The sequence below is a fragment of the Arenibacter algicola genome (genome assembly GCF_018860365.1).
Lineage (GTDB): Bacteria > Bacteroidota > Bacteroidia > Flavobacteriales > Flavobacteriaceae > Arenibacter > Arenibacter algicola_B.
Genome location: NZ_JAHKPO010000003.1, coordinates 280,659 through 306,039 on the forward strand (window position 1 = coordinate 280,659; position 25,381 = coordinate 306,039).

Sequence of the window (25,381 nt, forward strand, 5' to 3'; positions counted from 1 at the left end):
ATCTTTATTTTACAAAATTACATAAACTTAAGTTTATAGAATATTTTAAATTTGAACAAATTTATTTCGAATAAATACTTATTTAAAAGACAAAAATTCCTTAACTTAAGGAATTTCATTTTTGGCGATGGCGCCAATTTATAATATTAATATGGTGAAGTACGGTATGGGTATAAATGAGATTGATTTACATGCCTCTCTAAAAAAGTATTTTGGATTCTCCCAGTTCAAAGGTTTACAGGAAAATGTTGTTAAGAATATTGTACAAGGTAAAAATACCTTTGTAATAATGCCCACAGGAGGTGGTAAATCCCTTTGTTATCAATTACCGGCACTAATGCAGGAAGGAACGGCAATTGTGGTATCGCCATTGATTGCCCTGATGAAGAACCAAGTAGATGCAATTAGGGACGTGTCCAGCGAGATAGGAGTGGCCCATGTTTTGAACTCTTCTTTGACAAAGACAGAAATCAAACAGGTAAAAAGTGATGTAAGCAGTGGGATAACCAAGCTTTTGTATGTTGCTCCCGAATCTTTGACCAAGGAGGAATATGTGGATTTTTTGCAGGGGGAAACCATATCCTTTGTAGCGGTGGATGAGGCCCATTGTATTTCGGAATGGGGACACGATTTTAGACCGGAGTACCGCAATCTTAAATCTATTGTTGGCAGGTTGGGAGATAATATTCCATTAATTGCCCTAACTGCTACCGCGACTCCCAAGGTACAGGAAGATATTATCAAAAACTTGGGAATAACTGATGCCAAGGTGTTCAAGGCAAGTTTTAACAGACCAAATCTTTATTACGAAGTAAGGCCTAAAACCCAAAATGTTGATAGTGATATCATTAGGTTCATAAAGCAAAATTTGGGCAAGTCGGGCATTATTTATTGTCTTAGTAGGAAACGGGTAGAGGAGCTGGCCCAAGTATTGCAGGTAAACGGAGTTAGCGCAGTACCCTATCATGCGGGATTGGATGGTAAGACCAGGTCCAAGCATCAAGACATGTTCCTTATGGAGGATGTGGATGTGGTGGTTGCCACCATTGCATTTGGGATGGGAATCGACAAACCGGACGTGCGTTTTGTAATTCATCACGATATTCCCAAGAGCATAGAAAGCTATTATCAGGAGACTGGTAGGGCCGGAAGAGATGGGGGAGAGGGTCATTGCCTTGCTTTTTACTCCTATAAGGATGTGGAAAAACTGGAAAAATTTATGTCCGGAAAGCCAGTGGCAGAGCAGGAGATAGGAAATGCCCTATTGCAGGAAATTGTGGGTTATGCCGAGACTTCAATGTCCCGAAGAAAATTTATACTTCATTATTTTGGGGAGGAATTTGATGAAATAAACGGTGAGGGTGCCGATATGGATGATAATACCAGAAACCCCAAGGAAAAGCAGGAAGCCAAGGACGATGTGGTTAAGCTGATCAGTGTAGTAACGGGTACCAGCGAGAAATTCAAGTCCAAAGAGGTGGTAAGGGCCTTGGTCGGGAAGGTAAATGCCTTGATATCCTCTCACAAGACCGATGAAAAGGATTTTTTTGGTATAGGAAAGGATAAGGATAAAGGCTATTGGATGGCTTTGATCCGGCAGAGCTTGGTTGCTGGCTTGCTTAGAAAGGAAATTGAGCAATACGGAATTTTGCATGTAACCCCACTTGGAAAGGAATTTGTTAAGAATCCAACTTCATTTATGATGACGATGGATCATGTTTACAATAAGGAGACCGATGATGCTATAGTAAGCGCCGCCAAATCTTCAGGAGGTGTGGCCGATGATAATTTATTGAAGATTCTTAAAGATTTAAGAAAAAAAGAAGCCCATAAATTGGGGGTTCCGCCATTTGTTGTATTTCAAGATCCTTCCTTGGACGACATGGCGCTTAAATATCCAATATCCTTGGATGAACTGGTGAATATCTATGGAGTTGGGGAAGGTAAGGCAAAAAAATATGGCAAGCCCTTTGTTGATCAGATTGCCGCCTATGTTGAGGATAACAACATTTTAAGACCCGATGATCTCATCGTAAAAAGTACGGGTGCCAATTCCTCCCTTAAGCTTTATATCATTCAAAACGTAGATAGAAAATTGCCGTTGGATGATATCGCTTCTGCCAAGGGCTTGGAATTGAACGAATTGATCAAAGAGATGGAACAAATTGTTTTTAGCGGTACCAAATTGAATATCGCCTATTGGATCGATGAGATTTTGGATGAGGATCAACAAGAGGAAATCCATGATTACTTCTTGGAAGCCAATACGGACGATCTTGAAGTGGCCTTAAAGGAATTTGATGGGGAATATGAGGATGAAGAGCTTAGGTTGTATAGATTGAAGTTTATTAGTGAGGTGGCCAACTAACCGATGACGGCTAGTTTCAACCAAAAGCAGCCATCCTGATGATGGCTGCATTATACTTTTAGGTAATTTGCTTTAAATAATATTTACCAGTTTATAAGTTGTGCGGCCTATATTTATCGGACCGCCTTTTCCAATAATTGTAGTGTCATTTTCTCGGTGTCCAATTTGGCATTAATTCCCAAAGGGAGTGTAAAGTTGTTTTCTATATGGCCAAAGGTCATGCCGTAAACAGCTGGTATTCCAAGAGGTTTAATTCTGTCCATTATAACTTCCTTAAGCGTAAAGGATTTGGGATCGGGAACACTATCACAGCCTTTAAAAACACCTAAAGCTATTCCTGCCGCTTTATTAAAGGTCTTGCCCTGCATTAATTGGGTCAGCATCCTATCTATACGATAGGGGGCTTCTTCAATATCTTCAAGAAAGACTATAGCATCTGTGAAATCAATTTCATGGGGAGTCCCTATCAGGGCATTTACCAAAGTTAAACTACCGCCTACCAATTTTCCGGTTACAATACCCGGGTTGATGCAATATCGATCATATTCGGGCTTGCTATATTCCTCCAGATCTGTTATTTCTACATTATTTATAATGGGAGGCAATTCTTTGGATTTCATTACCACATTTTGCAGCTGCTCAATACTATACGGGTCATTGATGGTGCTCCCCACGGGCCCATGAAACGTGATAAGGCCAGTTTCCTGATATATGCCATTTAAAAGAGCCGTAATGTCACTAAATCCAATTAAAGCCTTGGGGTTCTTTCTAATAAGTCCATAATCTATTAAATGCATAATCCTGGTACATCCGTATCCGCCACGTGCGCAAAGGATACCATCTACCTTTTTATTGGCGAACATTTCGTTTAGATCCGCAACCCTTTCCGCGTCCGTATTGCTAAAGTAACCATGGTTCCCGTGTATGCGATCCGTATGGTAAGGTATAAATCCCATTTTTTCCAGAGTTTCTTTGGCTTCCACCAATACCTCGGGTTTTATGGCGTAACCAGGTGCAATAAGGCCTATAGTATCTCCTTTTTTTAATGCTTTGGGCTTTAAGGTTGTAAGGGCTGATTTTTTTTCGTGTGGATTGGCAAATATTGTTGCTGGCACTAGGGTAGCCATCCCTGCCCCTAGGGCTGTTTTGAAGAACTGTCTCCTTTTTTTCATTAATCTTATTTTGTATCACCTAAATATATAAAAAATCGCATAAAAAAGTCCGTCATAAACATGACGGACTTCATTGTTCAAATATAATAGCTCTACATTCCCAGGGAGGATGAATCCTCTTTGGCCTTAGATCTTCTTAATTGCCTTTGTATTTTCTTAATGGCAGATTCAATGGATTTTTCTGGTTCTATGATATTGTACTCGCCCCAAAAATCCGGATCTGAAAATCCTATTGCTTCATCTTCCAAAATTATCGAAGATTTGATACGGTCCTTAAATTTGGGCGATTCTCCTGTAGTGTTTTTCTCCCAATCGGTAATGGCCATTTCGCAGGTCATACTATATACCGAATTGAAAAGTCGATCGTCCCAATTTATTTTGAATTCCAATAGGACATTGCTGTATCCGTAATACCATTTTCCATTTTTTTCCCTGTAATCTACGCGGTAGGCAATATCCGTTGGCCATACATTGGCATGGGCAGGCTTTTTACGAACGAACATTTTAGCTGCCTTTTCCCTGTCCGTAATGTTTAGGGAATAGATGGCACTGGTCAGAATTTTTTTATCGGCATCTATATACAGTTTACCTTGGTATAAGGGATCCGTAATGGATTCCTTTTGTTTAAAATTGATTACGAAGATAAGCTTGTCGTTAACTTTGGTGGAATTTTCAAAGCTAAAGTTGTAATCATCAAACGTTTCTTCTGTAAAGATATACTGAGGGTATTTGATCATGTCCACAAAGAGGGTATTAAAAGGCCCCCCTTGCAGTTTAATGGCCAAGGTATCCAGTTTATCATAATCGGTGCTCTTTCTTGCCTTGTAGAGCTGTAATGCATCCCTACGATCGGAATTGTAGGGAGATTTGTAAATATTGACCACGGCCTCGGATAAAGAAACGTTTTTCCTTCTTTTTTTAATGGTTTCCCTGTAAAAGGCTGTCATTAAGGTGGGGTCGTCAAAATAATTATCACCTTTTCTGAGCAAGGTTTCTTGGACCAGGGCCTTTGCGTCTTTAGGAACGGCAAGGCTCACTTCGGATAATTCCGTAAAGCTTACCTCCAGGGCAATTTCATTCTTATTTTCCTTCAACTGGCTTAAAGGGATTGTTCTGGTCTTGTAGCCCAAAAAGGAAACGCTAACCTGTCCCTCGCCAATATCTTTGGGAACTTTCAAGGAAAAGTAACCCTCGGTATTACTGACGGTACTAATATTCGTATTTTCAATGGAAAGAGTGGCAAATACCAATGGATTATTGGTTTCGCTATCAACAATTTTACCTTGATATTGGTTAAATGAACTTTCCTGTTCCTGCACATCTTGGTACAGAATGGCCGCCGAAACGGAGGGCGTTACCCCTAAGAACAACAAAATGGTTATTGCGGTTATAAGGGGATTTTTTCCAAAGGGATTTTTTTTGAGTTTCATCTGTTTGAATTTTATTGTTCCAAGCGTTCATGGGTATTCGCAATAAATATAAATAGTAGTTGGTGCAGGTTGGAAAGGGTAATTTAAGCTAAGCATTCAAAGCTTATATCAATGAACGATGGTCTTCCTAAGTTAGTGATTTTTAATGAAATACCCTACTAAAAATTTGTTTAATTTTTCGGAGGCCTAAGACAGTAAAACCACAGCTAATGGAGCCTGGTTTTCCGCCCCATAAATTAAAGTGGCTTATGTTAAAGCCGATGTATATGGGAAATAGCCGTGTAAATACAACACAAGTTGACTTGTGCTGTTCCTTTTGGGAAACAATATGTTCTAAGATCCTTAGCTACAGTGTTTCACCTACAATGGTTTTGGTTGTACCGGATATATTAGTCTTTTATGCGGCAATAAGCATTAAGAAAGGTGCACAAGGTGTGCTATATTGTTTTTTGTTTAGTTCTTTCTGCGCACCTCAAAAATATCCGTTCTTCTATCTTTTAGGTTTCTAACGCTACCAAATTGGTTTAGTTCCCTCAGTAGATCTATATCCAGGTCAACTATCAGAATCATTTCGGTATTTGGTGTGGCTTCTGCCTTTATCCCATTGGCGGGAAAAGCAAAATCACAGGGGGTAAATACCATGGATTGGGCATATTGAATGTCCATATTATGTACCTTGGGCAAGTTGCCCACGCTTCCTGCAATGGCCACATAACATTCATTTTCAATGGCCCTGGCCTGTGCACAATTTCTGACCCTGGAAAAGCCATTTTGGGTATCGGTGAGAAAGGGGACAAATAAAATATCCATTCCTTCGTCTGCCAGTAATCTACTCAGTTCCGGAAATTCGGAATCGTAGCAGATCAGGACACCAATCTTTCCGCAATCCGTGTCAAATACCTTTAGTTCGTTGCCTCCTTGCATGCCCCATACCTTTGCCTCATCCGGAGTTACATGGAGTTTTTCATATCGTTCCTTGGTGCCATCCCTTTTACAGATATACCCAACATTGTAAAGACTTTCATCCTTTATTTCTGGCATACTCCCTGTTATTATATTGATGTTATAGGAAATTGCCAATTCTGAAAATCGTTGAACAATGGTGGCCGTGTGCTGAGCCAGTTCACGTATGGCGGCAGACTCTGATAAATGATTGTTCTCCGCCATCAAAGGGGCGTTAAAGAATTCGGGGAACAGTGCAAAGTCTGATCGATAACCGGAAACCGCATCTACAAAATACTCTGCTTGTTGAAGTACGTCATCCAGGTTTTTGTAGGGTCTCATCTGCCATTGGATGAGACCAACCCTCACCACCTTTTTTACAACGCTAGCCTCTATATTCTTCTTCTCATAATAAATGTTGTCCCATTTCAAAAGTACCGCGTAATCGTTGGAAGCTGAATCACCTTCCAAATAGTTTTTTAGAATTTTACTGGGATGGAAGTCGTTGGAAATTTGAAAGTTAAGTACAGGGTCGTTTATTTCCTTGCGTTTTACTTTTTCAATATATTCCTTGGGAGATAAGGTGTCTTTGTACTTATAATAGTTGGGGATTCTACCTCCAAAAGCAACCCCCTTTAAATTTAAACGCTCGCATAGGTCTTTTCTGTAATCATATAGTCTACGACCCAACCGCATACCCCTATATTCGGGTTTTATAAAAACATCGATACCATACAGTACATCACCATCCGGAGAGTGGGTGTTAAAGGTGTAATTTCCGGTTATTTGTTGGTAGGTGTGTTTATTTTCAAATTTATCATAATCCAGAATAATGGACAATGCGCAGCCTGCAATATGGCCATTCACTTTTATGACTACCTGTCCCTCCGGAAATTTGGATATTAAATTATCTATTTGATGTTCCCGCCAGTAAGATTCCGGCATAGTGGTGTACGATTCTATCATGGCCGTTTTAAGCTCTTGATAGTCATCCACGCTTAAGTACAATAACTCAATATTTTCTATTTCTTCCATCTTCATGGCCATACTTTTAAAATTAAATTAGAGGGGCAGTTTATTGTTTTTACTTGTGATGGGTCTTGGTAGAATCGGAAATCATTTCATTGATTTCACCTAATTCCTTTTCGGATAAATACCGCCATTTGCCTACAGGAACGTCCAATTGAATGTTCATGATCCTAATACGTTTTAGGGCGGTTACATTGTAACCCAGATACTCGCACATACGCCTTATCTGACGGTTAAGCCCTTGTGTTAGAATAATCCGAAATTGGAACTTGCTTATTTCCTCAATTTCGCACTTACGGGTTACCCTGTCCAAGATGGGGACCCCATTGGCCATTTTTTCCAGGAAAGTTTTGGTGATGGGCCTATCTACGGTAACTATATATTCTTTCTGGTGCTTATTTCTGGCCCGTAAAATCTTATTTACTATATCTCCGTCATTGGTCAATAGAATTAAGCCTTCACTGGGTTTGTCCAATCTTCCAATAGGGAATATTCTACTTGGGTAATTTATGAAGTCGATAATATTGTCCTTTTCCACCCTGGTATCTGTAGTGCAAACAATACCAATGGGTTTGTTAAATGCAATGTATACAGGCTTTTCTTGAGGTTCGGATATAAGTTCCCCATCTACACGTACCTCGTCGTCCATAGTGATCTTGGTGCCCATTTCGGGAACTTTTCCGTTAATGGTTACCCGTCCCTGCTCAATAAGTTTGTCCGCCGCCCTACGCGAACAATACCCCATTTCACTTAAAAATTTGTTTATTCGGGTGGCTTCCTTCTCTTTCATATACGCTCCTTAAGCCCGATTTCCAAATCGGATTTAGGGGCGAAATATACTTAATTTAACGCTTATTATTGTTAACATTGGCACAAGATATTTCACCTCTATTTCTTCTGTAGTAAATTTTGGTAGGTAATTATTTTTTTAGGGGATCTGCATTCTCCATATAAATCTCTTTTGCAAGTTCGTTGTTCAATTTTTTAAAGAACATCATTTCTGCATAGAATTGCCAATCGAAATTTATGGATTGATTGGCCAAATGCACATGATGGTCCTGATCCAAAATATAATTATCCGGTTTGTTCAAATTACGGGTTTTGCCATAGACCATTTCCAATTCCTTTCTAAGGCTGGCGAATTCCGCTTCCAATTCCTTTAGCTTGGAAGCCGTGGCCATGATATCCTCCCTGCTATCCGCCATGTCGTAATCACGAAGGGCAAGTAGCATTTTTGGACTATAAGCGGAAAGTTTGTTTACCTTTTCATACACTTGTAGGTTGTAGTCGTTGCGCAGAGTAAGAGAACGGGCATTCTCTATTTTTTTTGCAATACTGTCTGTTTGGGATAGAGTTTGGGCAGCTGTCTTTAAACGCTCTTCATTGGCCAAGCTCCATGCCCCTATATTTTCTTTGTCCGGAAAGTCAATAACAGCCTCTTCCAAGGGGTCTTTCATCTTATGAAGGAAATTGCGCTGGTTTTTTTTAAGCAGTGCATTTTTCCAAAAGGCCACAGGGGATTCAAGTTCGGTAATAAAAGCCTTAGTGTCATCGGCCAAGGCATGCCCATATTCCCTTTGCCTAAAGGCCGACTTTATTTCTTCCTTACTGCGTTTGTCACCAATCCAGGAATATTCGGCAAAGGCCAAGATACCCCTCATGTACAATTCAAAATGAGGAGAATCATCATCCCATAAGGTCAATAACAATCCGTTTAGGCCACTGTCTATGGAGCTAACCGCAAAAGAACGGATGTTTTCCATATTGCTCTCTTCCTGCGGCATTAAAACCCATCTGGTTTGGCCTGCCGTGGCACCCATAACTTCCATGCCATGGTCTGTAAACCATTGCATTGCCTTTATGTTGCCAAGGGCTTGAGGGGAACTGTAATTCCATCGCATATAGATGCAATTCTTTGGGAAGATGTCCAAAAATTCCAACAATTTATGTTCATTATCGATCCAGACTTGATCTACTTCCTCCTGGGTCATATCTTTTTTGAACATTGGGTCATAGACATCGGCTTGTTTTAGAGGCATATCATCCCAGAAAATTGGGGTTTTCCCGTGTTCTTCTGCGAATTTGGCCACTTTGTCCAACCACATCAGTTGTAATTTTAAGGGCGATTCATTGCTGCCTCTTCCGGTAGTATGTACTTCGTCACCCCCCACATGCAGGTACCTTCCGTAGGGAAAAGCCTCCATAGCGTCCAAATAAAGGTCAAATTGTACTTCATAGGTCTTTGGATCCAGAGGATTAAAGGCCCAATCGCTTTCTGGGTTATCCCTGAGCTCCAGGTATTCCGGGTGTTTTAAAATAAACGAGGCATGGCCCAGGCCTTGAACCAATGGGCTTATTTCTATATGCCGCTCTTTGGCGTAATCGCTGATCTTTCTCCACTCTTCGATACTGAGGGCGTCTGCGGAGGCAACTGTTGGTTGGCGTTTAAATTTTAATTTGTCCTCAACTTCCAAAATAATACCATTTATCTTGTAGCTGGCAAACTTATCCATCAATTCGTAATAGTATTCGGTCTTTTCCAAATGGTGTTTTACATCCAAGTGGACGGAGCGGTAGGCTAATAAAGGGTAATCCTTTAGTTGGCATAATGGAAGGTTAACCTTTTGATCCTTGGCATCCAGCATTAATTGTTCCAAGGATTTGAAGGCATAGAACAATCCGGCTTCATCCTTGCCTTTTATTAGGATCTGTTCGTTTGAAATAGTCAGGGTGTAACCTTCTGCAGGAGTACCTAGATTGGAATCTATTTCATACATTAAAGCAATCTTTCCTTGATTATCATCCAGCACCAAAATATCCTGGTCAATTATAGGTAGTGCTTCCCCGTTTTTTGCTACTGCTTTCAGGGTTAGATCGGGAGAAATTGAACTAACCCCTGTAACTTCAATTTCTTGAGGTTGGGGAAGTAATTTAAAATCGCCTATCTTATTTTCTTTTGGGGAACAAGAGGATAGCAAAATGGAGATTGTCAATAGATAGATGCCTTGAATTTTTCTCATGAAACTTATAATTGGTAATTAATTTTTGATTTGATGTGTTGATTAATTTGCAAAAATATTGAATTATATTCAAATAAGGAATCTTTTTTGTCAATAGACCCAAAGCTTGGGGAGATGTTGTTCCTTAAGGGTTCAAAAGCGTTATTCCTTTGCTTTCTATACCCCAAATTGTTCCAGATGATGGTTGAGGTGTTTGTAAAACAAATTGTTCCATTCCGTTTTGGTCAAGGGACCAAAAGAATGTGATTCCTTATTGTGAAAGTAATCCTCTCCCAGTTCTTGTGTTTTTATCAAATGGTCCATCAATCGTTTTTTTTCCTTTTCAAAGTCCCTTTCGTCCACGATTAGGAAGGCAGGTGCAGTCCTGCTATTTTTTTTGTATGGTTTTTCATTGACTACTGTTTGCTTTACAAAAAGTTTTAGCATCAGTTTCATTGGTCCGTTGGGTTTGGGATGCTTTTCCGTATATACCATTTCATAGGAAACATTGCAGTGGGCCAACATCTGTGCAACATTCATTTTGCCCCATATTCCGGTACTTTTGGGGGTCAATTTATTAATTCTTCCTATTAGCTCGTCTACTACTTTTTTTTCAAAAATGTTTTTCATGTTCCAATGTTTTTAGTTGTTCCTGTTTCTATTTCTGGTCGTATAGTTCTACTTTTAAATAAAGGCTGGTTTGGCGGGAATTACGGGTTTTGGTCAACTAAATGGAACTTGCACGGCAAATTGGCCCCACTTGCATTATTTCACCATAAAAAGGGCATTGACGAAGAAGAGTTTGCCATTTTCCCAAAAACCCCTGAACAATGGGTTATCTACCATATAAATAACCTGTCCCTTGCCCACTTCCTCAACACCGAATACCAATGTATTGGCAATTTTTTTCTTAGCCTCACTTCCTGCAAAGCCCGCAATTGGTGAATTCGCGTTTTCCAAATAGACAACGGTCCCTGAATCTAAATTTTCAAAGGCATCGTCTCCTAATTTAAGGGTAAAATAGTGGTCGCCATAACCGTAGGCCAAGGGGTGTGTTTGGTCAACTTTAGTTCTAAAAATGGCTCCGGTAATCGCATTTTTAATGTCTTCCCTTTCCGCCTCTTCATATGGGAGTATGTTTTCTGTACTGTCTTTCTTTATCTCTTTTTCCTTTATTGCAAACCCATGCTCTCCATTTATACTCTTAATAGCTCCTTCCATGGCGATCAACTTTCCTCCGTTGGAGACAAACTCCTTCAATTCTTCCAGTTTATCTTCAGTGAAGAACTTGCTATACCATCCGTTGGGTAGAATAAGGACGTCGTATTCGGATAAATCCACTTCATCATAATATTCGGTATCCAAAATAGTTAGTGGATAGCGAAGTTGTTGTTCAAAAAAGTGCCATATTTCCCCAAATTCGAGGGTGTTGGTAGGTTCGCCGGATAGCATTGCTATTTTTGTATCCGTAATCATAGGTACATAGCTGGAACCAAAGTCGTTTCCTTTTTCAACAAATCCAGTATTGGTGGGGGTTAATATAGTCTTATTGTCATGCGCAACCCGGCTCAAGGTCTCCACAAAGTCTTTATGGTTTTTATTGTCCCCTTTGGTGATGATGAGACTACCCCTTTCAAATTTTTTGCCTTCTGCCCAAAAAGGATTTTTTGCAAAACGCACCCTAATATTTTCTTTCACCAATCCACTCAAAAAACGGGCATCCTTCATGCTGGACCAGTCACTTATATAGGCATAGGTGTCCTGGTCAATATTGGCTCCCTTTGGCGGGAGAACTTCCCAATCCCTAGAGGGGTCGGATTCCACTAACGTCTGGGAGGCAATAGTCTCCAATCCGTATGCATAGGGTAAAGACCATGCCGTTATATCATAGGTCAGCGAATCACTTAGCTTTGTATTGGGCTCCATCAATACCTGGGCCAATGTGCCTTTGGCTTGGTTGGTGGATACTACCAAACTGGAAGGGGAGGTTTTTATGGTCCCTAATTTTCCCGAGCTATAAAGATGGCCCTTGGCAGTACCTTCCTTTGCCCAGCCATATTTAATCTCATGGGACCTGAGAAGTGTCGCAATGGCATCAATTTTATCGGGATCCCCATTCATTACATAACTTTTGTATTTAAAATTTTTATTCTGATAAAACTTCTTGAATTCCCTGTTTAATTTTTCTGTGTTTTTGGAAGCTACTTCCACGGTAGACAGGCCAGTTGTAAGATGATGGGCAATACGATCGTGTAGGGTAAGGGTGTCTCCTATAAAAGTTCTTATGCCCAGTCCGGCACGCCCACTACCGCCCTGCTCGTAGGTCATACCTATACCGCCATTATATGTGGGGTAGGTATCACCGTAGCTAGGATATAAAAGGTCAAAAACTTCTTTTGTAAAATAAAACCAGCCATTGGCATCAAAGTACTTGGCGTGGTTCTTCCCTATGGTAATCTGAAAGTCGCGCTGAAAATCGGTTACCACCTCATGAAAGGGTTCTGCGGCCGGGGCAAAATAATAAGGGTTGTTTACACCTTGTTCATGAAAATCAACGTGTACATGGGGCAGCCATTGGTTGAAAACTTTTATCCGTTGCTGACTCTCTACCTGGGTAAGCCATGCCCAATCCCGATTAAGGTCGAACATATAGTGGTTGGAACGCCCATTAAGCCAACCTTCATGGTGTTCCTTGCTGTTAGGGTCTATATTATTGGGAGTGTTCTTAAACTGGTTGTACCAATTAACATATCTATCGCGACCGTCTGGATTAATACACGGATCTATTATTACTACCGTATTTTCCAAGTAAGTGGCCTTGCTGGTCAAAAGTTCATAAATGGTTTGCATGGAGGCCTCGGTACTGACGCTTTCATTTCCATGAACATTGTAGCTCAACCAGACTATGGCCTTGGTGGGTGATCCCTGGCCAATGGTATTCTTAAGGTGCTCCAATCTAATAGACTCCAAGGCAACAATGTTTTCCGGGGTAGAAACATAGGCAACGATCAGAGGCCTGCGTTCATTGGTTTTTCCATATTCTACTAATTTAACCCTGTCTGAAGCATTTTCGGCCAGATATTTATAGTAGTCGACCACTTGATGGTGCCTTGTAAATTCAGTTCCCAATTCATATCCTAAAAATTCGGAGGGAGATAGTAATGTTTGGGAAATACCCAAGGCGGTTGAAAGGAGAAAAAAGGTTAGTAGAAGTTTTTTCATTTAAATCCATTGATTTGCTAAGAATCAAATCTAAGGAATATTCGTGATATTAGTTGTCTTCCAACAATACTTGCCATTTAAGGGATCGAGTAAAGCGCGTATCAAAATGACATTAAAAAAGTGAATATTAAACTTCTTAACGTATTTTTAGGAACTGAAAAAAGGGATAATTTTATCTTTACCAGCTATTACCAACATTTCTATGGAAGTCGAAAGCATACCCTTTAAAAAAACTGGCTATTTTTCCAATTTAATATGTGACTATCTGGACGGAAAGGAAGCTTTGTCTCCTTTTTATGATAGGCCACCTAAAATAGATCAGTTTGCGGAGCAGATAAAAGCCAAGCAGAATTTTCCTAGGGCCCATCGTGAAGTTCTGTATTCCGTTCTGAAAAATCAATATAGGGATGTTGACACTTCGGAGGATACCAAGGTAAATATATCGCTCCTTAAAGAAGCCTCAACGTTTACGGTTGTAACCGGGCATCAATTAAATTTATTTACAGGGCCATTATATTTTTTATACAAGATCATTTCTACCATCAATTTGACCAAAGAACTGAAGCTGGCCAATCCGGAAAACAACTTTGTGCCTATTTATTGGATGGCTACCGAAGATCATGATTTTGATGAAATAAATTACTTCAATTTTAGGGGGAAAAAATTACAGTGGAATAAAAATGTCTCCGGTGCGGTAGGACCATTGGCAACGGATGGACTGGAATCTATCCTAGAGGCTTTTTCCAATGAAATGGGCAATAGTATAAATGCCAGTAAGCTAAAGGAATGGTTTACTAAGGCGTATTTGGAGAATGATAATCTTACCGATGCTACCCGTTTTTTGGCCAATGAACTTTTTGGTGAACACGGTCTGGTTATTTTGGATGGGAACAATACCGAATTGAAGCGTTTATTGGTGCCCTTTGTTAAGCGCGATTTGTTGGAAAATGCTTCGTATAATAAGGTCGTTGAAACCATAGATCAGCTACAACAGCTACCGGACAATTACGGTATACAGGTTAATCCACGGGAAATCAATTATTTTTATTTGATAGATGGGGTCCGGGAGAGGATCGTGGAGCAGGATGGCAGATTTTATATAAATGACACCAAAATTGAATTTAGCCAAGAAGAAATTCTGACGGAATTGGAGAGTTATCCCGAACGTTTTTCGCCCAATGTGATTACCAGACCGCTTTACCAAGAGGTGATATTGCCTAATTTGTGTTATATAGGAGGAGGAGGCGAATTGGCTTATTGGTTGCAATTGAGAACCATGTTTACGGAAATGAAGGAGCCCTTTCCTATATTATTGCTCCGTAATTCGGCCTTGGTCATTACAGGGAAGCAGATGGAGAAATTAGAGCGAATGAATATTTCCCTGGCCGATATATTTTTAAATCAAAGTAGTTTTATTAACAAAAAGATAAGGGAAATATCCAATATTGATATTGATTTTACCCCCCAAAAGAAATATTTACAAGAGCAGTTCAAGGAATTGTACGACCTGGCTGCCAAAACTGACGCTTCTTTTTTGGGAGCTGTTAAAGCCCAAGAGGTAAAACAATTAAAGGGGTTGGACAATTTACAGGGAAGATTGTTGAAGGCCCAAAAAAGGAAGTTACAGGACCATGTGTTGCGTATGACCGAGATTCAGAATCAACTTTTTCCAAATAAATCACTTCAAGAACGCAACCTTAATTTCTCGGAACTTTATCTAGAGTATGGAGAGCGGTTGATTCCACATTTGATGAAAGCACTTAAGCCACTTTCCGGAGAGTTTTCTATTGTAAAAATGGATTGATCAATACCGATTTATTGCAATACTTGAGAGGTTTGTAGACAGTCAAAAAGATTATATTTGTTAAAAACAGACTATGTCCATGCACAAAGTAGACTTTGAAATGGTGGAAATGACATTGGATGTCATGAAATACGCCATTGGTCGAATTACCCATCCAGCTCCTGAATTGGGCAAGCCCAAAAAGGAAGAGGAGTTAAAGGACTTGGTAGGGGAAACAATAACTCCCGACGGAATTGGCGGGGAAAGGGCATTTCAATTATTTAAAGAGGTGCTTATAAAGGCTACGGTACCTATTGATCATCCTAGACATTTGGCGTTTGTACCGGCCTCACCTACTAGGGCGGCGGTCATGTTCGATCTTGTAACTTCTGCCTCCAGCATCCACGGAGCTTATTGGATGGAGGGAGCCGGCGGAATATTTTGTGAGAACGAGGCCATGAAATGGTTGGTATCCCTAACAGGCCTGCCAAAGGGTTCCTTCGGGGTATTCACCAGCGGAGGAACTGCAGCCAATTTATCGGCCATGGTAGCAGCCAGGGAAAATTGGCGAAAGAATCCAAAAAATGTAAATAAAAAAGGATTGATCATAACTTCTTCAGGGGCCCATTCATCTGTGAAATCTATGGCCAAGGTCATAGATTGTGATGTGCTTTTAGTGGAAACCGAGGAACAGATGACTGCAGAGGCCCTAAGTGAAAGCATAAATTCCTTGGATGCCCAACAAAGGGATAGGTTATTTGCCGTTGTGGCAACTGGAGGTACCACCAATGCAGGTATAATAGATGATTTGTCCGGTATTGCGGAAATTTGTAGCACTGAAAATCTTTGGTTTCATGTGGATGCTGCCTATGGTGGAGGCGCCTTGGCCTCAAAATCGGCCCGGCCTTTGTTCCATGGGATAGAAAAGGCGGATAGTATAACCATTGATCCACATAAATGGCTTTTCTCACCCTATGATTGCGGGGCTATAATTTATAAAAATCCGGAATTGGCCAAGGAAGCACATTCACAAGAAGGTTCCTATTTGGAAATATTTAAGGATGAAGGTGCCCATGGTTTTAACCCTTCGGACTATCAAATACAATTGACACGCAGGGTAAGGGGATTGCCGCTTTGGTTTTCACTGGCCATGCACGGGACCGACAAGTATTCTTGGGCCGTAGATCAGGGTATTGGGTTGGCCAATTTGGCAGGGGAATTAATAAAGAAGCATCCCTTGGTAGAATTGGTAAGGGAGCCCAGTCTTTCATGTGTCCTGTTTAGAAGAAAAGGATGGTTGCCACAAGATTACACCCATTGGACCTATAAAAATCACAGGGAAGGTTTTGCTCTGGTGACTCCTACCAAGTATAGGCAAAAGGGCGTTTACGAAACTGTGGCGCGTTTTTGTTTTATCAACCCGGATACAACGGAGAAGGATATTTCCATGATATTGGATTCTATGGCTTAGAATGAGGCGAAATGGGTTGTCTAAAATATTTCTAGGGAACCAAATACTCACTTTCCCACTGAATACCAACTTTGGAGAACCGAACCCTAATATGATGGGGTTGACTTAATTTTAGGTATTCTATTTTGTAGGGTATAATCTCTACTAGGCAGAAATGATTTTCTTCACTTAAATATTCCAAATTCTGGGGGTTAATTAAATTACTTCCAGGAGACCTGCTCGTGGTATATTGTTTTTTTGCGTAGTCATCCAGTTTACTCCAATATTTCTCTTTGGTGGCCTCGTCATCTTTGTAGGTTGCCGTGCCTTCAATTTTTAATTGAAGCAATTTGGTTGGGTGGTACAGGAGTAGGCTAACCCTTTTATTTTCTTTTATATGTGTAATTTTTTTTGAGCGCTTATCGGTGTAAAAAGTAAGTTTTAGATTATCGGAAACATCCCTTAATACAACTGTGCGCAAACGGGCAACCTGATCCAATCCTACGGTGGCAAGCGTGAAAAATCGGAAAGGGTGGTCTTTTTCCGAGAGGACCTTTTGTAGCTCTTCCCTTATTTCCTCTAAGTAAACGGTGGCCATGATAATCTTTTTTTAGTTTTATTAAAGATAAAAATAATTGTTGGAGTAGGGTATTTCTTTTCTCAGGTGTTATAGATATAAATTGCTATGAATTTGAAAATAATTTCTAATGAAATTATGAGTAGTTATAATTAGTTAATTGGTTTAGGTTGGTTTTGATTAGCAAGCCCGGTTGGTTACCGGGCTTTTTTTTGTCCTTAATGCAAAAATCTTCGCAAATGAGCCAAATTTGTACCTTGTTCGAATTTGATTGTTGGGTATTTTTCCGAATAATTCTTTTTTTAACTAGTTGAAAGAAGCCTTTATTTAAAAGGCGATATCGGCAAAAAGCTTCCCCAATATCTTTCTGTTTATAAGTTTTATGATTATTATACCATAAAGATACTTTTTCAAAAATTTCAAATTACTATTTTTGCCCATGCAAAATAACGTCCTCATATTAGATTTTGGTTCCCAATATACGCAGCTCATCGCTAGAAGGGTCAGGGAACTTAATATTTTCTGCGAAATAAAACCGTACAACCATTTACCCGACGATTTATCGGAATACAAAGCGGTGATTCTTTCTGGATCGCCATTTTCGGTAAGGGGGGATGACGCACCACATCCGGATTTGTCTCAAATAAAAGGGAAAAAGCCTCTGTTGGCAGTTTGTTACGGAGCCCAATATTTGGCACACTTTAACGGTGGCAATGTAGCTCCTTCCAATACCCGTGAATACGGTAGGGCAAAATTGTCCTTTATAGATCACAGTGAATCCTTTTTCGAAGGGATTTCAGAAGGAAGCCAGGTTTGGATGAGCCATAGTGATACCATAAAGGAATTACCTGAAGGAGCCATTAAATTGGCAAGTACACATGATGTGGAAAATGCAGCCTATAAGCTTAAAGGTGAAGATACCTATGCTATACAATTTCATCCGGAAGTATACCATACTACCGATGGGAAAAAATTGTTGGAAAATTTTCTAGTGCACATATCCGGTGTTGCTCAGACATGGACCCCAGATTCCTTTGTTGAAACTACCGTTGCGGAATTAAAGGCTAAAATTGGTGATGAAAAGGTAATACTTGGCCTATCCGGAGGGGTGGATTCCACAGTAGCGGCAGTCTTGTTGCACAAAGCAATCGGAAAACATTTGCACTGTATTTTCGTAAATAATGGACTTTTACGGAAAAACGAGTTCCAATCCGTACTGGACCAATATGAAGGAATGGGGCTAAATGTGAAGGGTGTTGATGCTTCGGCACGTTTTTTGGATAGCTTGGAAGGAGAAAGTGATCCAGAGAAGAAAAGAAAGGCTATAGGTAGAGTTTTTATAGAGGTCTTTGATGATGAATCACACTTGGTGGAAGATGCAAAATGGTTGGCGCAGGGAACAATATATCCAGATGTTATAGAGTCTGTCTCGGCTACCGGCGGTCCGTCAGCGACCATTAAAAGTCATCATAATGTTGGTGGATTGCCAGATTATATGAAGTTGAAGGTGGTGGAGCCCTTGCGAATGTTGTTTAAGGATGAGGTTAGGCGTGTAGGTGCCAGTTTGGGGATCGATAAGGAGTTATTGGGCAGGCATCCCTTCCCGGGACCAGGCTTGGCTATCCGTATCCTTGGCGATATTACCCGGGAGAAAGTGGCTATTTTACAGGAAGTAGATGCCATTTTTATCAACGGATTAAAGGAATGGGGCCTATATGATAAGGTTTGGCAAGCGGGAGCCATGCTGTTGCCCGTTAACAGTGTAGGTGTAATGGGAGATGAAAGGACATATGAGAAATGTGTAGCTTTAAGAGCGGTAGAAAGCACGGACGGTATGACGGCGGATTGGGTAAATTTACCCTACGAGTTCCTGCAAAAAACCTCCAACGATATTATCAATAAGGTTAGAGGAGTAAATAGAGTGGTTTATGATATTAGTTCCAAACCACCAGCAACGATAGAATGGGAATAATTAGAGAGCAAGTGCCAGGGAATTTTAAATCTCTGGCTGCGCATTAATTTTTAATTTGTATTATAACATTGTTGTGTTAATGTTCGTTCTCAATTTTATACTTGGCTTATTTTAAATAGAACAAATAAAATCTATACTTGTGAAAATATACAGTAAAGTAATATTGACAACATTTTTATTAATGTTGGTGAGCATCAATGCAATTGCGCAAAAATTCACTACCCATTCTGTTAAGGCTGGGGAAACTTTGGAAAGTATCGCAAAAAGATACAATGTAAGCGAGCAAGGAATATTAAATTACAACAAAGAGATAAAAAAAGGTCAGGCCTTAAGGGCCAATACGATCTTGGTGGTACCATCGTCCAACGGCGCGGTTGTAAAAAAAGATAGTGTTTCGGAAGTAAACACCTTATTGCAAGCCTTACAAGGTGATGAGTTAGGCCCTCAACACCGGGAACCTATAGGCTATACATCCCATAAGACCAAAAGAAAGGAAACCTTGTTCGGTATTTCCAAACAGTATAATATCTCGGAGGATGATATTAAACGGTACAATAAAGAGTTGTATTCCGTTCAGTTGAAAAAAGGAATGATTCTTAAGATACCTAAATATAAAAAGGTAGACCCATCCGAAAAAGCATATATTGAAGAGAATTATGAAATCTATACCGTTCAACCTAAGGAAACGCGCTGGAGTATAGCCAATAAGTACGGTATTACCATAGATAGTTTATTGGTTTTAAACCCTAAATTGTCCAAAATAAGCGATTACCTTTCTTCTGGACAGGAGCTTCTATTGCCAAAGATATTGGGGAGTTCCATTAAGGATCAGGAAACCCAATTGTACAATTCATATACCGTCCCGGCCAAGCAAACTTTTTATAGTTTGGAGAAAAAATTTGGACTAACAGCCAGCGAAATTATAGCCTTGAATCCTGAAATAAAGGAAAGGGGAGGGCTAAAGGAAGGTATGGTGCTGCGGATACCGGCGAAAAAGATGGAGACCGGCGAGGTCAATATTGAGAATTATAATTTTTATGAGGTGAAACCAAAGCAGACCGAGTTTTCACTTACACGTAAATTTGGTGTTACTTATAAAGAATTATTGGAGCTTAATCCAGAATTAAAGGATGGGTTAAAGGCGGGTATGGTCTTGAAACTGCCCAAGGCCCAGACCGGAAATTTTGACGTAAAAAATGCCCTAATCCTGGATAAGATCAACCTAAGGGACAGTATCAATACATTAAACCGTCCAAAATTGGTATTTCTTTTACCGTTTAGATTGGATAGATTGGATTTAAACGATAACGCTGCCACCAAAAGTGCTATTGAGAACAGAAAGGACGTAAAATATAGTTTGGGACTATATTCCGGAGCAATGGTTGCCTTGGATTCTGTAGCCAAACTGGGAATTTCCGTAGATGTTAAAACATATGATACCCAATTGGACATGAATCGCACCAAGGGTATATTGCAAAAGGAAAATTTAATTGGGGTATCGGCAATTTTTGGTCCCTTGGAGACCCAATCCCTAAAAGAAGTAGCACTGCAAGCCTCGGAATATGGAGTGCCCGTTGTTGCACCCTTAACGGATAAGAGCGACTTAAGTTTGAACAATGTGTTTTTTGCCCTTCCTTCGGAAAAGGTGATGGAGGAACATATGATGACCTATGTTGAAGGATTGAGAACAAAGGAAAACGTAATCATAATTGCAGATCAAAAGAACAAGTCTACCGAATCTGCTTTGTTAATGAAGTTTCCTGGGGCCAAAATAGTGGCCTTAAAGGAAGATCGAACGGTGGATATCGATAAAATCTCCAAAATACTTTCTTTGGAGACCGAGAACTGGGTGTTTTTGGAAACTGATCAGGCCAATGTGGTTTATCACGTAGGTTCATTACTTAATTCTTTGATAAGTAAGGATATTAGCATACGTCTCTTTACAACAGACAAGAATAAGGCTTTTGATAGTGAAGTTGTTTCCTATTCCCATCTTTCCAATTTAAGGTTTACCTATCCTTCGGCTTCACGGGAAGTTGGGGAGAATAGTTTTGTGAAATTGTATAGGAAGAGGTATGGAGCAGACCCTGATCCATATGCGGTTCGTGGTTTTGACCTAACTTATGACCTACTCTTAAAATTGGCCTATAAAAATGATTTGGTAAGTGCTTCCAAACTTGTTGGGGAGACCGAATATGTGGGCAACAAATTTAACTTTAACAAAGATATCTCCTCCGGGTATTATAACAGGGCATCCTATATTCTCGGATATGAGAATATGAATATTGTGGAACTTAAAGAGTAAATCCAATGACCGCGAAAGTAACCTATACCGGTGGACTTAGAACGAACTGTGAACATACAAGATCGGGTAATTCCTTCATAACGGATGCACCATTGGATAATCATGGCTTGGGACAGGCATTTTCTCCTACCGATACGGTTGCCACGGGTTTGGCCAGTTGTATGTTTTCCGTTATGGGTATAAAGGCCAGGGGATTGGAATTGGATTTGGAGAATTCCACTGCAGAAGTTAAAAAGCATATGGAGGCCGATCCTAGGCGGATTACCAGGATTGATGTTAAATTTAATATGCCCAAGATAATTTCTGATAAACACAGAAAAATTTTGGAGCATACGGCACGTACCTGCCCTGTACATTATAGTTTGCACCCGGACATCGTAAGGAATATCACTTTCCATTGGGAACTTTAAAGAAAGTATTATGGCTTTTTATATGGCTGATGGTTCATTTGGGCTATGGCCAGGAAGATGAGGTGGTTTTATGGACCCCGTCTAGAAAATTAACCTGGTCCGATTTCAAGGGCAGGCCATCCAATATTTCCAACGCCGCGGCCATTACTGCCAGCGGTATCACCTACAGTTTTTCTGCTCAGGGAACCAAGGATAGAATGGAGCTTGATTTCAAGGTGGACACCCATTTTTATCCAGATAAATCGTGGTACAAACCTAAATTGGCCAATCCGATGATCTTGAGCCATGAGCAATTGCATTTTGATATATCCGAAGTATATGCCCGAAAATTGAGGCAAATTCTGGCCAAGACCAAATTTACCAGTAATGCAAAGTCTGAGGTAAAGGAGATATATAGGAATATTCTTCGGGAGCTAAACGACTATCAGAACCAATATGATTCCGAGACCAACTTTTCCAGGGATACCGTTCAGCAATTAATCTGGAATAAAAAGATTAAAAAAGCACTAAACAATTAAAAGGAGACTTTGTTCAAAGTCTCCTTTTAATTGGATTAATCCCTATTTATACGTCGCAAATGGTAACCCCTTCTTTTAGGGCCGCTATTTTATCGTCCCATGTAGGGATAAATTCTTGGGCCACATGTCCTTTATAGCCTGTGGCCAAAATAGCCTTCATTATTGCAGGGTAATACAATTCCTGGGTTTCGTTTATTTCATTTCGTCCAGGATTTCCACCAGTATGGTAATGTCCAAAGTACGAATGGTAGTCTTGGATGTTACGAATAATATCGCCCTCCATTATCTGCATATGGTAAATATCATAAAGCAGTTTAAAATTGTCGGATCCCAATTTTTTGCACAATTCCACGCCCCATTCGGTGTGGTCGCACATATAATCTTCGTGGTTCACCTTGGAATTCAATAACTCCATTTGAATAATCACTCCGTGTTTTTCGGCCAGTGGCATAATTTTTTTTAATCCGTCCACACAGTTTTGCAGCCCAACAGTGTCATCCATTCCCCTTCGATTGCCACTAAAGCAGATAAGGTTGCTATAGCCTGCTGCTGCCACCTTGGGAATCATCTCCGTGTAATTTTTAATCAGAGTTTCATGATATTTGGGGTCGTTCCATCCTTCGGTGAGGCTTATTTCGGCCCCGTTGCACATAGAGGAATTAATATTGTATTTTTTAAGCAATGGCCAGTCTTTTGGGCCAATAAGGTCAACACTTTTTATGCCCAAATCGTTTAGGGATTTTAGGAATTCTTCAAGAGGGATGCTCCCATAACACCAGTAGCATACACTGTGATTAATGTTGTTTTTTAATTTTGACTCTTCATTGTTGTTTGGCGCCATTGCATTTCCAGTTTTGTAAGCCAGCATGCCAACCGATGCTGCTGCTGAGGTTCCTATAAATGTTCTTCGTTTCATCTGTTCTACTTTATTTTTTTATTGAAGGTGCTAAGTGGGTTGCTATTAAAATTTCCCGGGCCTGCTCTTTACCACAATCTGCCCACCGCATTGCCCAAAATGCTGTTTTGGTCATATGTACAGTCGTAATTCATTATAAATGTAAATTGTACGTGTATAAAGATAGGTGATTTGTTATAAAAATACGAAATTTCGAAATAGAATGTTCAACAAAAGCTTGGTGCGTTTTTGGAAATAGATTTCAATCAAATGCTTGGGAAGCAATTCTGAAGATGGTATCTTTGGATAGAATCTTTAGTATGAATGTAGTTCCGGACAAGAGACAATTAATAGAATTGGCACATTATAGAATGCCATTTGGTAAATTTAAGGGAAGATATTTGGTGGAGCTGCCCGAACCTTATTTGGTATGGTTTCAACAAAGCGGTTTTCCAGAGGGAAAGCTCGGAAATTTGTTAAGGGCCATGCTGGAAATTAAAATTAACGGACTTGAGGGCCTAATTCGAAAAATTCAAAAAGATTTTCCCCAATAATACCCGTGAATTGTGATAGCAATTCGTATTTTTGCTCGCGTTACGAATTCAACCTAACGCTTCATGTCGCAGACTAAATATATTTTTGTAACCGGTGGGGTTACTTCATCCCTCGGAAAAGGGATTATAGCAGCCTCTCTTGCCAAATTATTACAGGCTCGGGGTTACAGAACTACTATCCAAAAATTAGATCCTTATATAAATGTTGATCCGGGAACTTTAAATCCCTATGAGCATGGTGAATGTTATGTTACCGATGATGGTGCCGAGACCGATTTGGACTTGGGCCATTATGAGCGTTTTTTAAATGTTCGTACTTCACAGGCAAATAATGTTACCACTGGAAGAATATACCAAAGTGTTATAGAAAAAGAACGCAGAGGCGAATTTTTGGGAAAAACCGTTCAGGTGGTGCCCCATATTACCAATGAAATAAAGGAGCGCATCCAGTTATTGGGGAAAAGTGGGGATTATGATATTGTCATTACCGAAATAGGGGGAACTGTTGGGGATATAGAATCCTTGCCATATATAGAAGCTGTACGACAGTTGCTATGGGAGTTGGGTGATAATAATGGGATTGTTATACATTTAACCTTGGTGCCTTACCTTTCTGCAGCCGGGGAATTAAAAACCAAGCCTACCCAACATTCCGTAAAGACTTTAATGGAAAGTGGTATTAAGGCAGATATTTTGGTCTGTAGAACAGAACATGAAATTCCGGATGACCTGAAGGAAAAATTAGCGCTTTTTTGCAATGTAAAAAGGGAAGCGGTAATACAATCCATAGATGCATCAACCATATATGATGTGCCTATTTTAATGCAACAGGAAGGATTGGATACCGTAACCTTGAAAAAATTGGCTCTGCCAGACAATGTGGTTCCCGATCTTACAAAATGGAATCAATTTTTGCAATGGCACAAGAATCCAAAAAATGAAGTAACCGTTGGTCTCATTGGAAAGTATGTGGAATTACAGGATTCCTATAAATCCATTTTGGAGTCATTTATCCATGCCGGATCTGTGAACCATGTTAAAGTAAAGGTAAAATCAATTCATTCCGAACATCTTTCCGCCAAGAATATAGAAAAGAAGATGCAAGGTCTGGACGGTATACTAGTAGCCCCAGGTTTTGGAGAAAGGGGAATAGAGGGCAAAATTAAGGCGGTGCAATTTGCCCGTGAAAATAAAATTCCATTTTTGGGCATCTGTTTGGGAATGCAGATGGCCGTAATAGAATATTCCAGAAATGTGCTCGGTCTTAAAGAGGCCAATTCTACGGAGATGGATGAAAACACGCCAGATCCAGTGATCAGTATTATGGAGGAGCAGAAAAATATTGTCAACAAGGGAGGTACTATGCGATTGGGAGCTTGGGACTGTCATTTGGAAAAAGGCAGTCTGGTGCAAAAGATCTATCATGGGGCATCCGAAATTTCTGAGCGCCACCGACACCGTTATGAGTTTAACAACAATTATAAAAAGCAATTGGAAGGCGCCGGACTGGTAGCTTCCGGTGTAAACAAGGTAACCGGATTGGTAGAAATAGTAGAGGTTCCTGCCCATCCATGGTTTATTGGGGTTCAATATCACCCGGAATACAAGAGTACGGTAGACAATCCGCACCCATTATTCGTAGGGTTTATTAAAGCTGCTTTAAAGCATCAGAAGGAAGGAAAGCAATAAACTAGTGCCAGTTTGACATATATAGCCTAATTGGGCATATATTTGCAAGCTGATTTAATCCGTTGG

General features: G+C 40.1%; 18 protein-coding genes. 9 read left to right on the forward strand and 9 right to left on the reverse strand.

Annotation, left to right across the window (positions count from 1 at the left end):
* The first annotated feature begins 166 nt into the window (after window positions 1-166).
* Window positions 167-2,368, forward strand: a complete 2,202-nt coding sequence (gene recQ / locus KO529_RS03200; RefSeq protein WP_215947100.1) for a DNA helicase RecQ — start codon at window positions 167-169, stop codon at window positions 2,366-2,368.
* Window positions 2,369-2,481: 113 nt separating this feature from the next.
* Here the strand turns inward: recQ and KO529_RS03205 are convergent, their stop codons facing one another.
* The 7 genes from KO529_RS03205 to KO529_RS03235 all read right to left on the reverse strand — a co-directional run bounded on the left by KO529_RS03205 (window position 2,482) and on the right by KO529_RS03235 (window position 13,162).
* Entirely contained in the window at window positions 2,482-3,540 is a 1,059-nt protein-coding gene (locus tag KO529_RS03205) for a S66 peptidase family protein (protein WP_215946473.1), read from the reverse strand.
* A gap of 92 nt (window positions 3,541-3,632) precedes the next feature.
* Window positions 3,633-4,970 (reverse strand): carboxypeptidase-like regulatory domain-containing protein, encoded by a 1,338-nt coding sequence (locus KO529_RS03210; RefSeq protein WP_215946474.1) that lies wholly within the window; start codon window positions 4,968-4,970, stop codon window positions 3,633-3,635.
* Between the two features lie 453 nt (window positions 4,971-5,423).
* A complete protein-coding gene (locus KO529_RS03215) occupies window positions 5,424-6,953 on the reverse strand; it encodes a bifunctional GNAT family N-acetyltransferase/carbon-nitrogen hydrolase family protein (protein ID WP_215946475.1) in 1,530 nt (509 codons plus the stop codon).
* A gap of 43 nt (window positions 6,954-6,996) precedes the next feature.
* Entirely contained in the window at window positions 6,997-7,731 is a 735-nt protein-coding gene (rluF, locus tag KO529_RS03220) for a 23S rRNA pseudouridine(2604) synthase RluF (RefSeq protein ID WP_215946476.1), read from the reverse strand.
* Between the two features lie 130 nt (window positions 7,732-7,861).
* The gene (locus KO529_RS03225; RefSeq protein WP_215946477.1) at window positions 7,862-9,961 is read right to left on the reverse strand and encodes a beta-N-acetylhexosaminidase; all 2,100 of its coding nucleotides are present in this window, start codon (window positions 9,959-9,961) and stop codon (window positions 7,862-7,864) included.
* A gap of 156 nt (window positions 9,962-10,117) precedes the next feature.
* A complete protein-coding gene (locus tag KO529_RS03230; RefSeq protein WP_215946478.1) occupies window positions 10,118-10,570 on the reverse strand; it encodes a DUF1569 domain-containing protein in 453 nt (150 codons plus the stop codon).
* 135 nt (window positions 10,571-10,705) lie between these two features.
* On the reverse strand, window positions 10,706-13,162 hold the full coding sequence (locus tag KO529_RS03235) for a M14 family metallopeptidase (protein WP_215946479.1): 2,457 nt from the start codon (window positions 13,160-13,162) through the stop codon (window positions 10,706-10,708).
* A gap of 202 nt (window positions 13,163-13,364) precedes the next feature.
* On the opposite strand from KO529_RS03235, the gene bshC reads away from it, so the two are divergent.
* Entirely contained in the window at window positions 13,365-14,966 is a 1,602-nt protein-coding gene (gene bshC, locus KO529_RS03240; RefSeq protein WP_215946480.1) for a bacillithiol biosynthesis cysteine-adding enzyme BshC, read from the forward strand.
* 79 nt (window positions 14,967-15,045) lie between these two features.
* Complete coding sequence (locus KO529_RS03245) at window positions 15,046-16,416, forward strand: pyridoxal phosphate-dependent decarboxylase family protein (RefSeq protein WP_215947101.1); 1,371 nt, start codon at window positions 15,046-15,048, stop codon at window positions 16,414-16,416.
* Between the two features lie 31 nt (window positions 16,417-16,447).
* Here KO529_RS03245 and KO529_RS03250 read toward each other — a convergent pair whose 3' ends face one another.
* Window positions 16,448-16,993 carry a pyridoxamine 5'-phosphate oxidase family protein gene (locus KO529_RS03250; RefSeq protein ID WP_215946481.1) on the reverse strand — a complete coding sequence of 182 codons (546 nt, stop codon included), beginning with the start codon at window positions 16,991-16,993 and terminating at the stop codon, window positions 16,448-16,450.
* Window positions 16,994-17,411: 418 nt separating this feature from the next.
* On the opposite strand from KO529_RS03250, the gene guaA reads away from it, so the two are divergent.
* From guaA to KO529_RS03270, 4 genes are all read left to right on the forward strand, one after another.
* Window positions 17,412-18,944, forward strand: a complete 1,533-nt coding sequence (gene guaA / locus KO529_RS03255; protein WP_215946482.1) for a glutamine-hydrolyzing GMP synthase — start codon at window positions 17,412-17,414, stop codon at window positions 18,942-18,944.
* Between the two features lie 139 nt (window positions 18,945-19,083).
* Window positions 19,084-21,249, forward strand: coding sequence for a LysM peptidoglycan-binding domain-containing protein (locus tag KO529_RS03260; protein ID WP_354667765.1), 2,166 nt, complete (start codon window positions 19,084-19,086; stop codon window positions 21,247-21,249).
* Between the two features lie 5 nt (window positions 21,250-21,254).
* Window positions 21,255-21,659: an OsmC family protein gene (locus tag KO529_RS03265; RefSeq protein WP_215946483.1), complete on the forward strand. Its 405-nt coding sequence runs from the start codon at window positions 21,255-21,257 to the stop codon at window positions 21,657-21,659.
* A complete protein-coding gene (locus KO529_RS03270; RefSeq protein WP_247095810.1) occupies window positions 21,647-22,177 on the forward strand; it encodes a DUF922 domain-containing protein in 531 nt (176 codons plus the stop codon). The genes KO529_RS03265 and KO529_RS03270 overlap by 13 nt, the downstream gene beginning before the upstream one ends.
* Window positions 22,178-22,223: 46 nt before the next feature.
* Here KO529_RS03270 and KO529_RS03275 read toward each other — a convergent pair whose 3' ends face one another.
* A complete protein-coding gene (locus KO529_RS03275) occupies window positions 22,224-23,093 on the reverse strand; it encodes a hydroxypyruvate isomerase family protein (RefSeq protein WP_215946484.1) in 870 nt (289 codons plus the stop codon).
* 299 nt (window positions 23,094-23,392) lie between these two features.
* On the opposite strand from KO529_RS03275, the gene KO529_RS03280 reads away from it, so the two are divergent.
* Both KO529_RS03280 and KO529_RS03285 read left to right on the forward strand, forming a co-directional pair.
* Window positions 23,393-23,626: a DUF3820 family protein gene (locus KO529_RS03280; RefSeq protein ID WP_072862729.1), complete on the forward strand. Its 234-nt coding sequence runs from the start codon at window positions 23,393-23,395 to the stop codon at window positions 23,624-23,626.
* A 63-nt stretch (window positions 23,627-23,689) separates the two neighbouring features.
* Window positions 23,690-25,315, forward strand: a complete 1,626-nt coding sequence (locus tag KO529_RS03285; protein WP_215946485.1) for a CTP synthase — start codon at window positions 23,690-23,692, stop codon at window positions 25,313-25,315.
* Window positions 25,316-25,381: the final 66 nt, after the last annotated feature.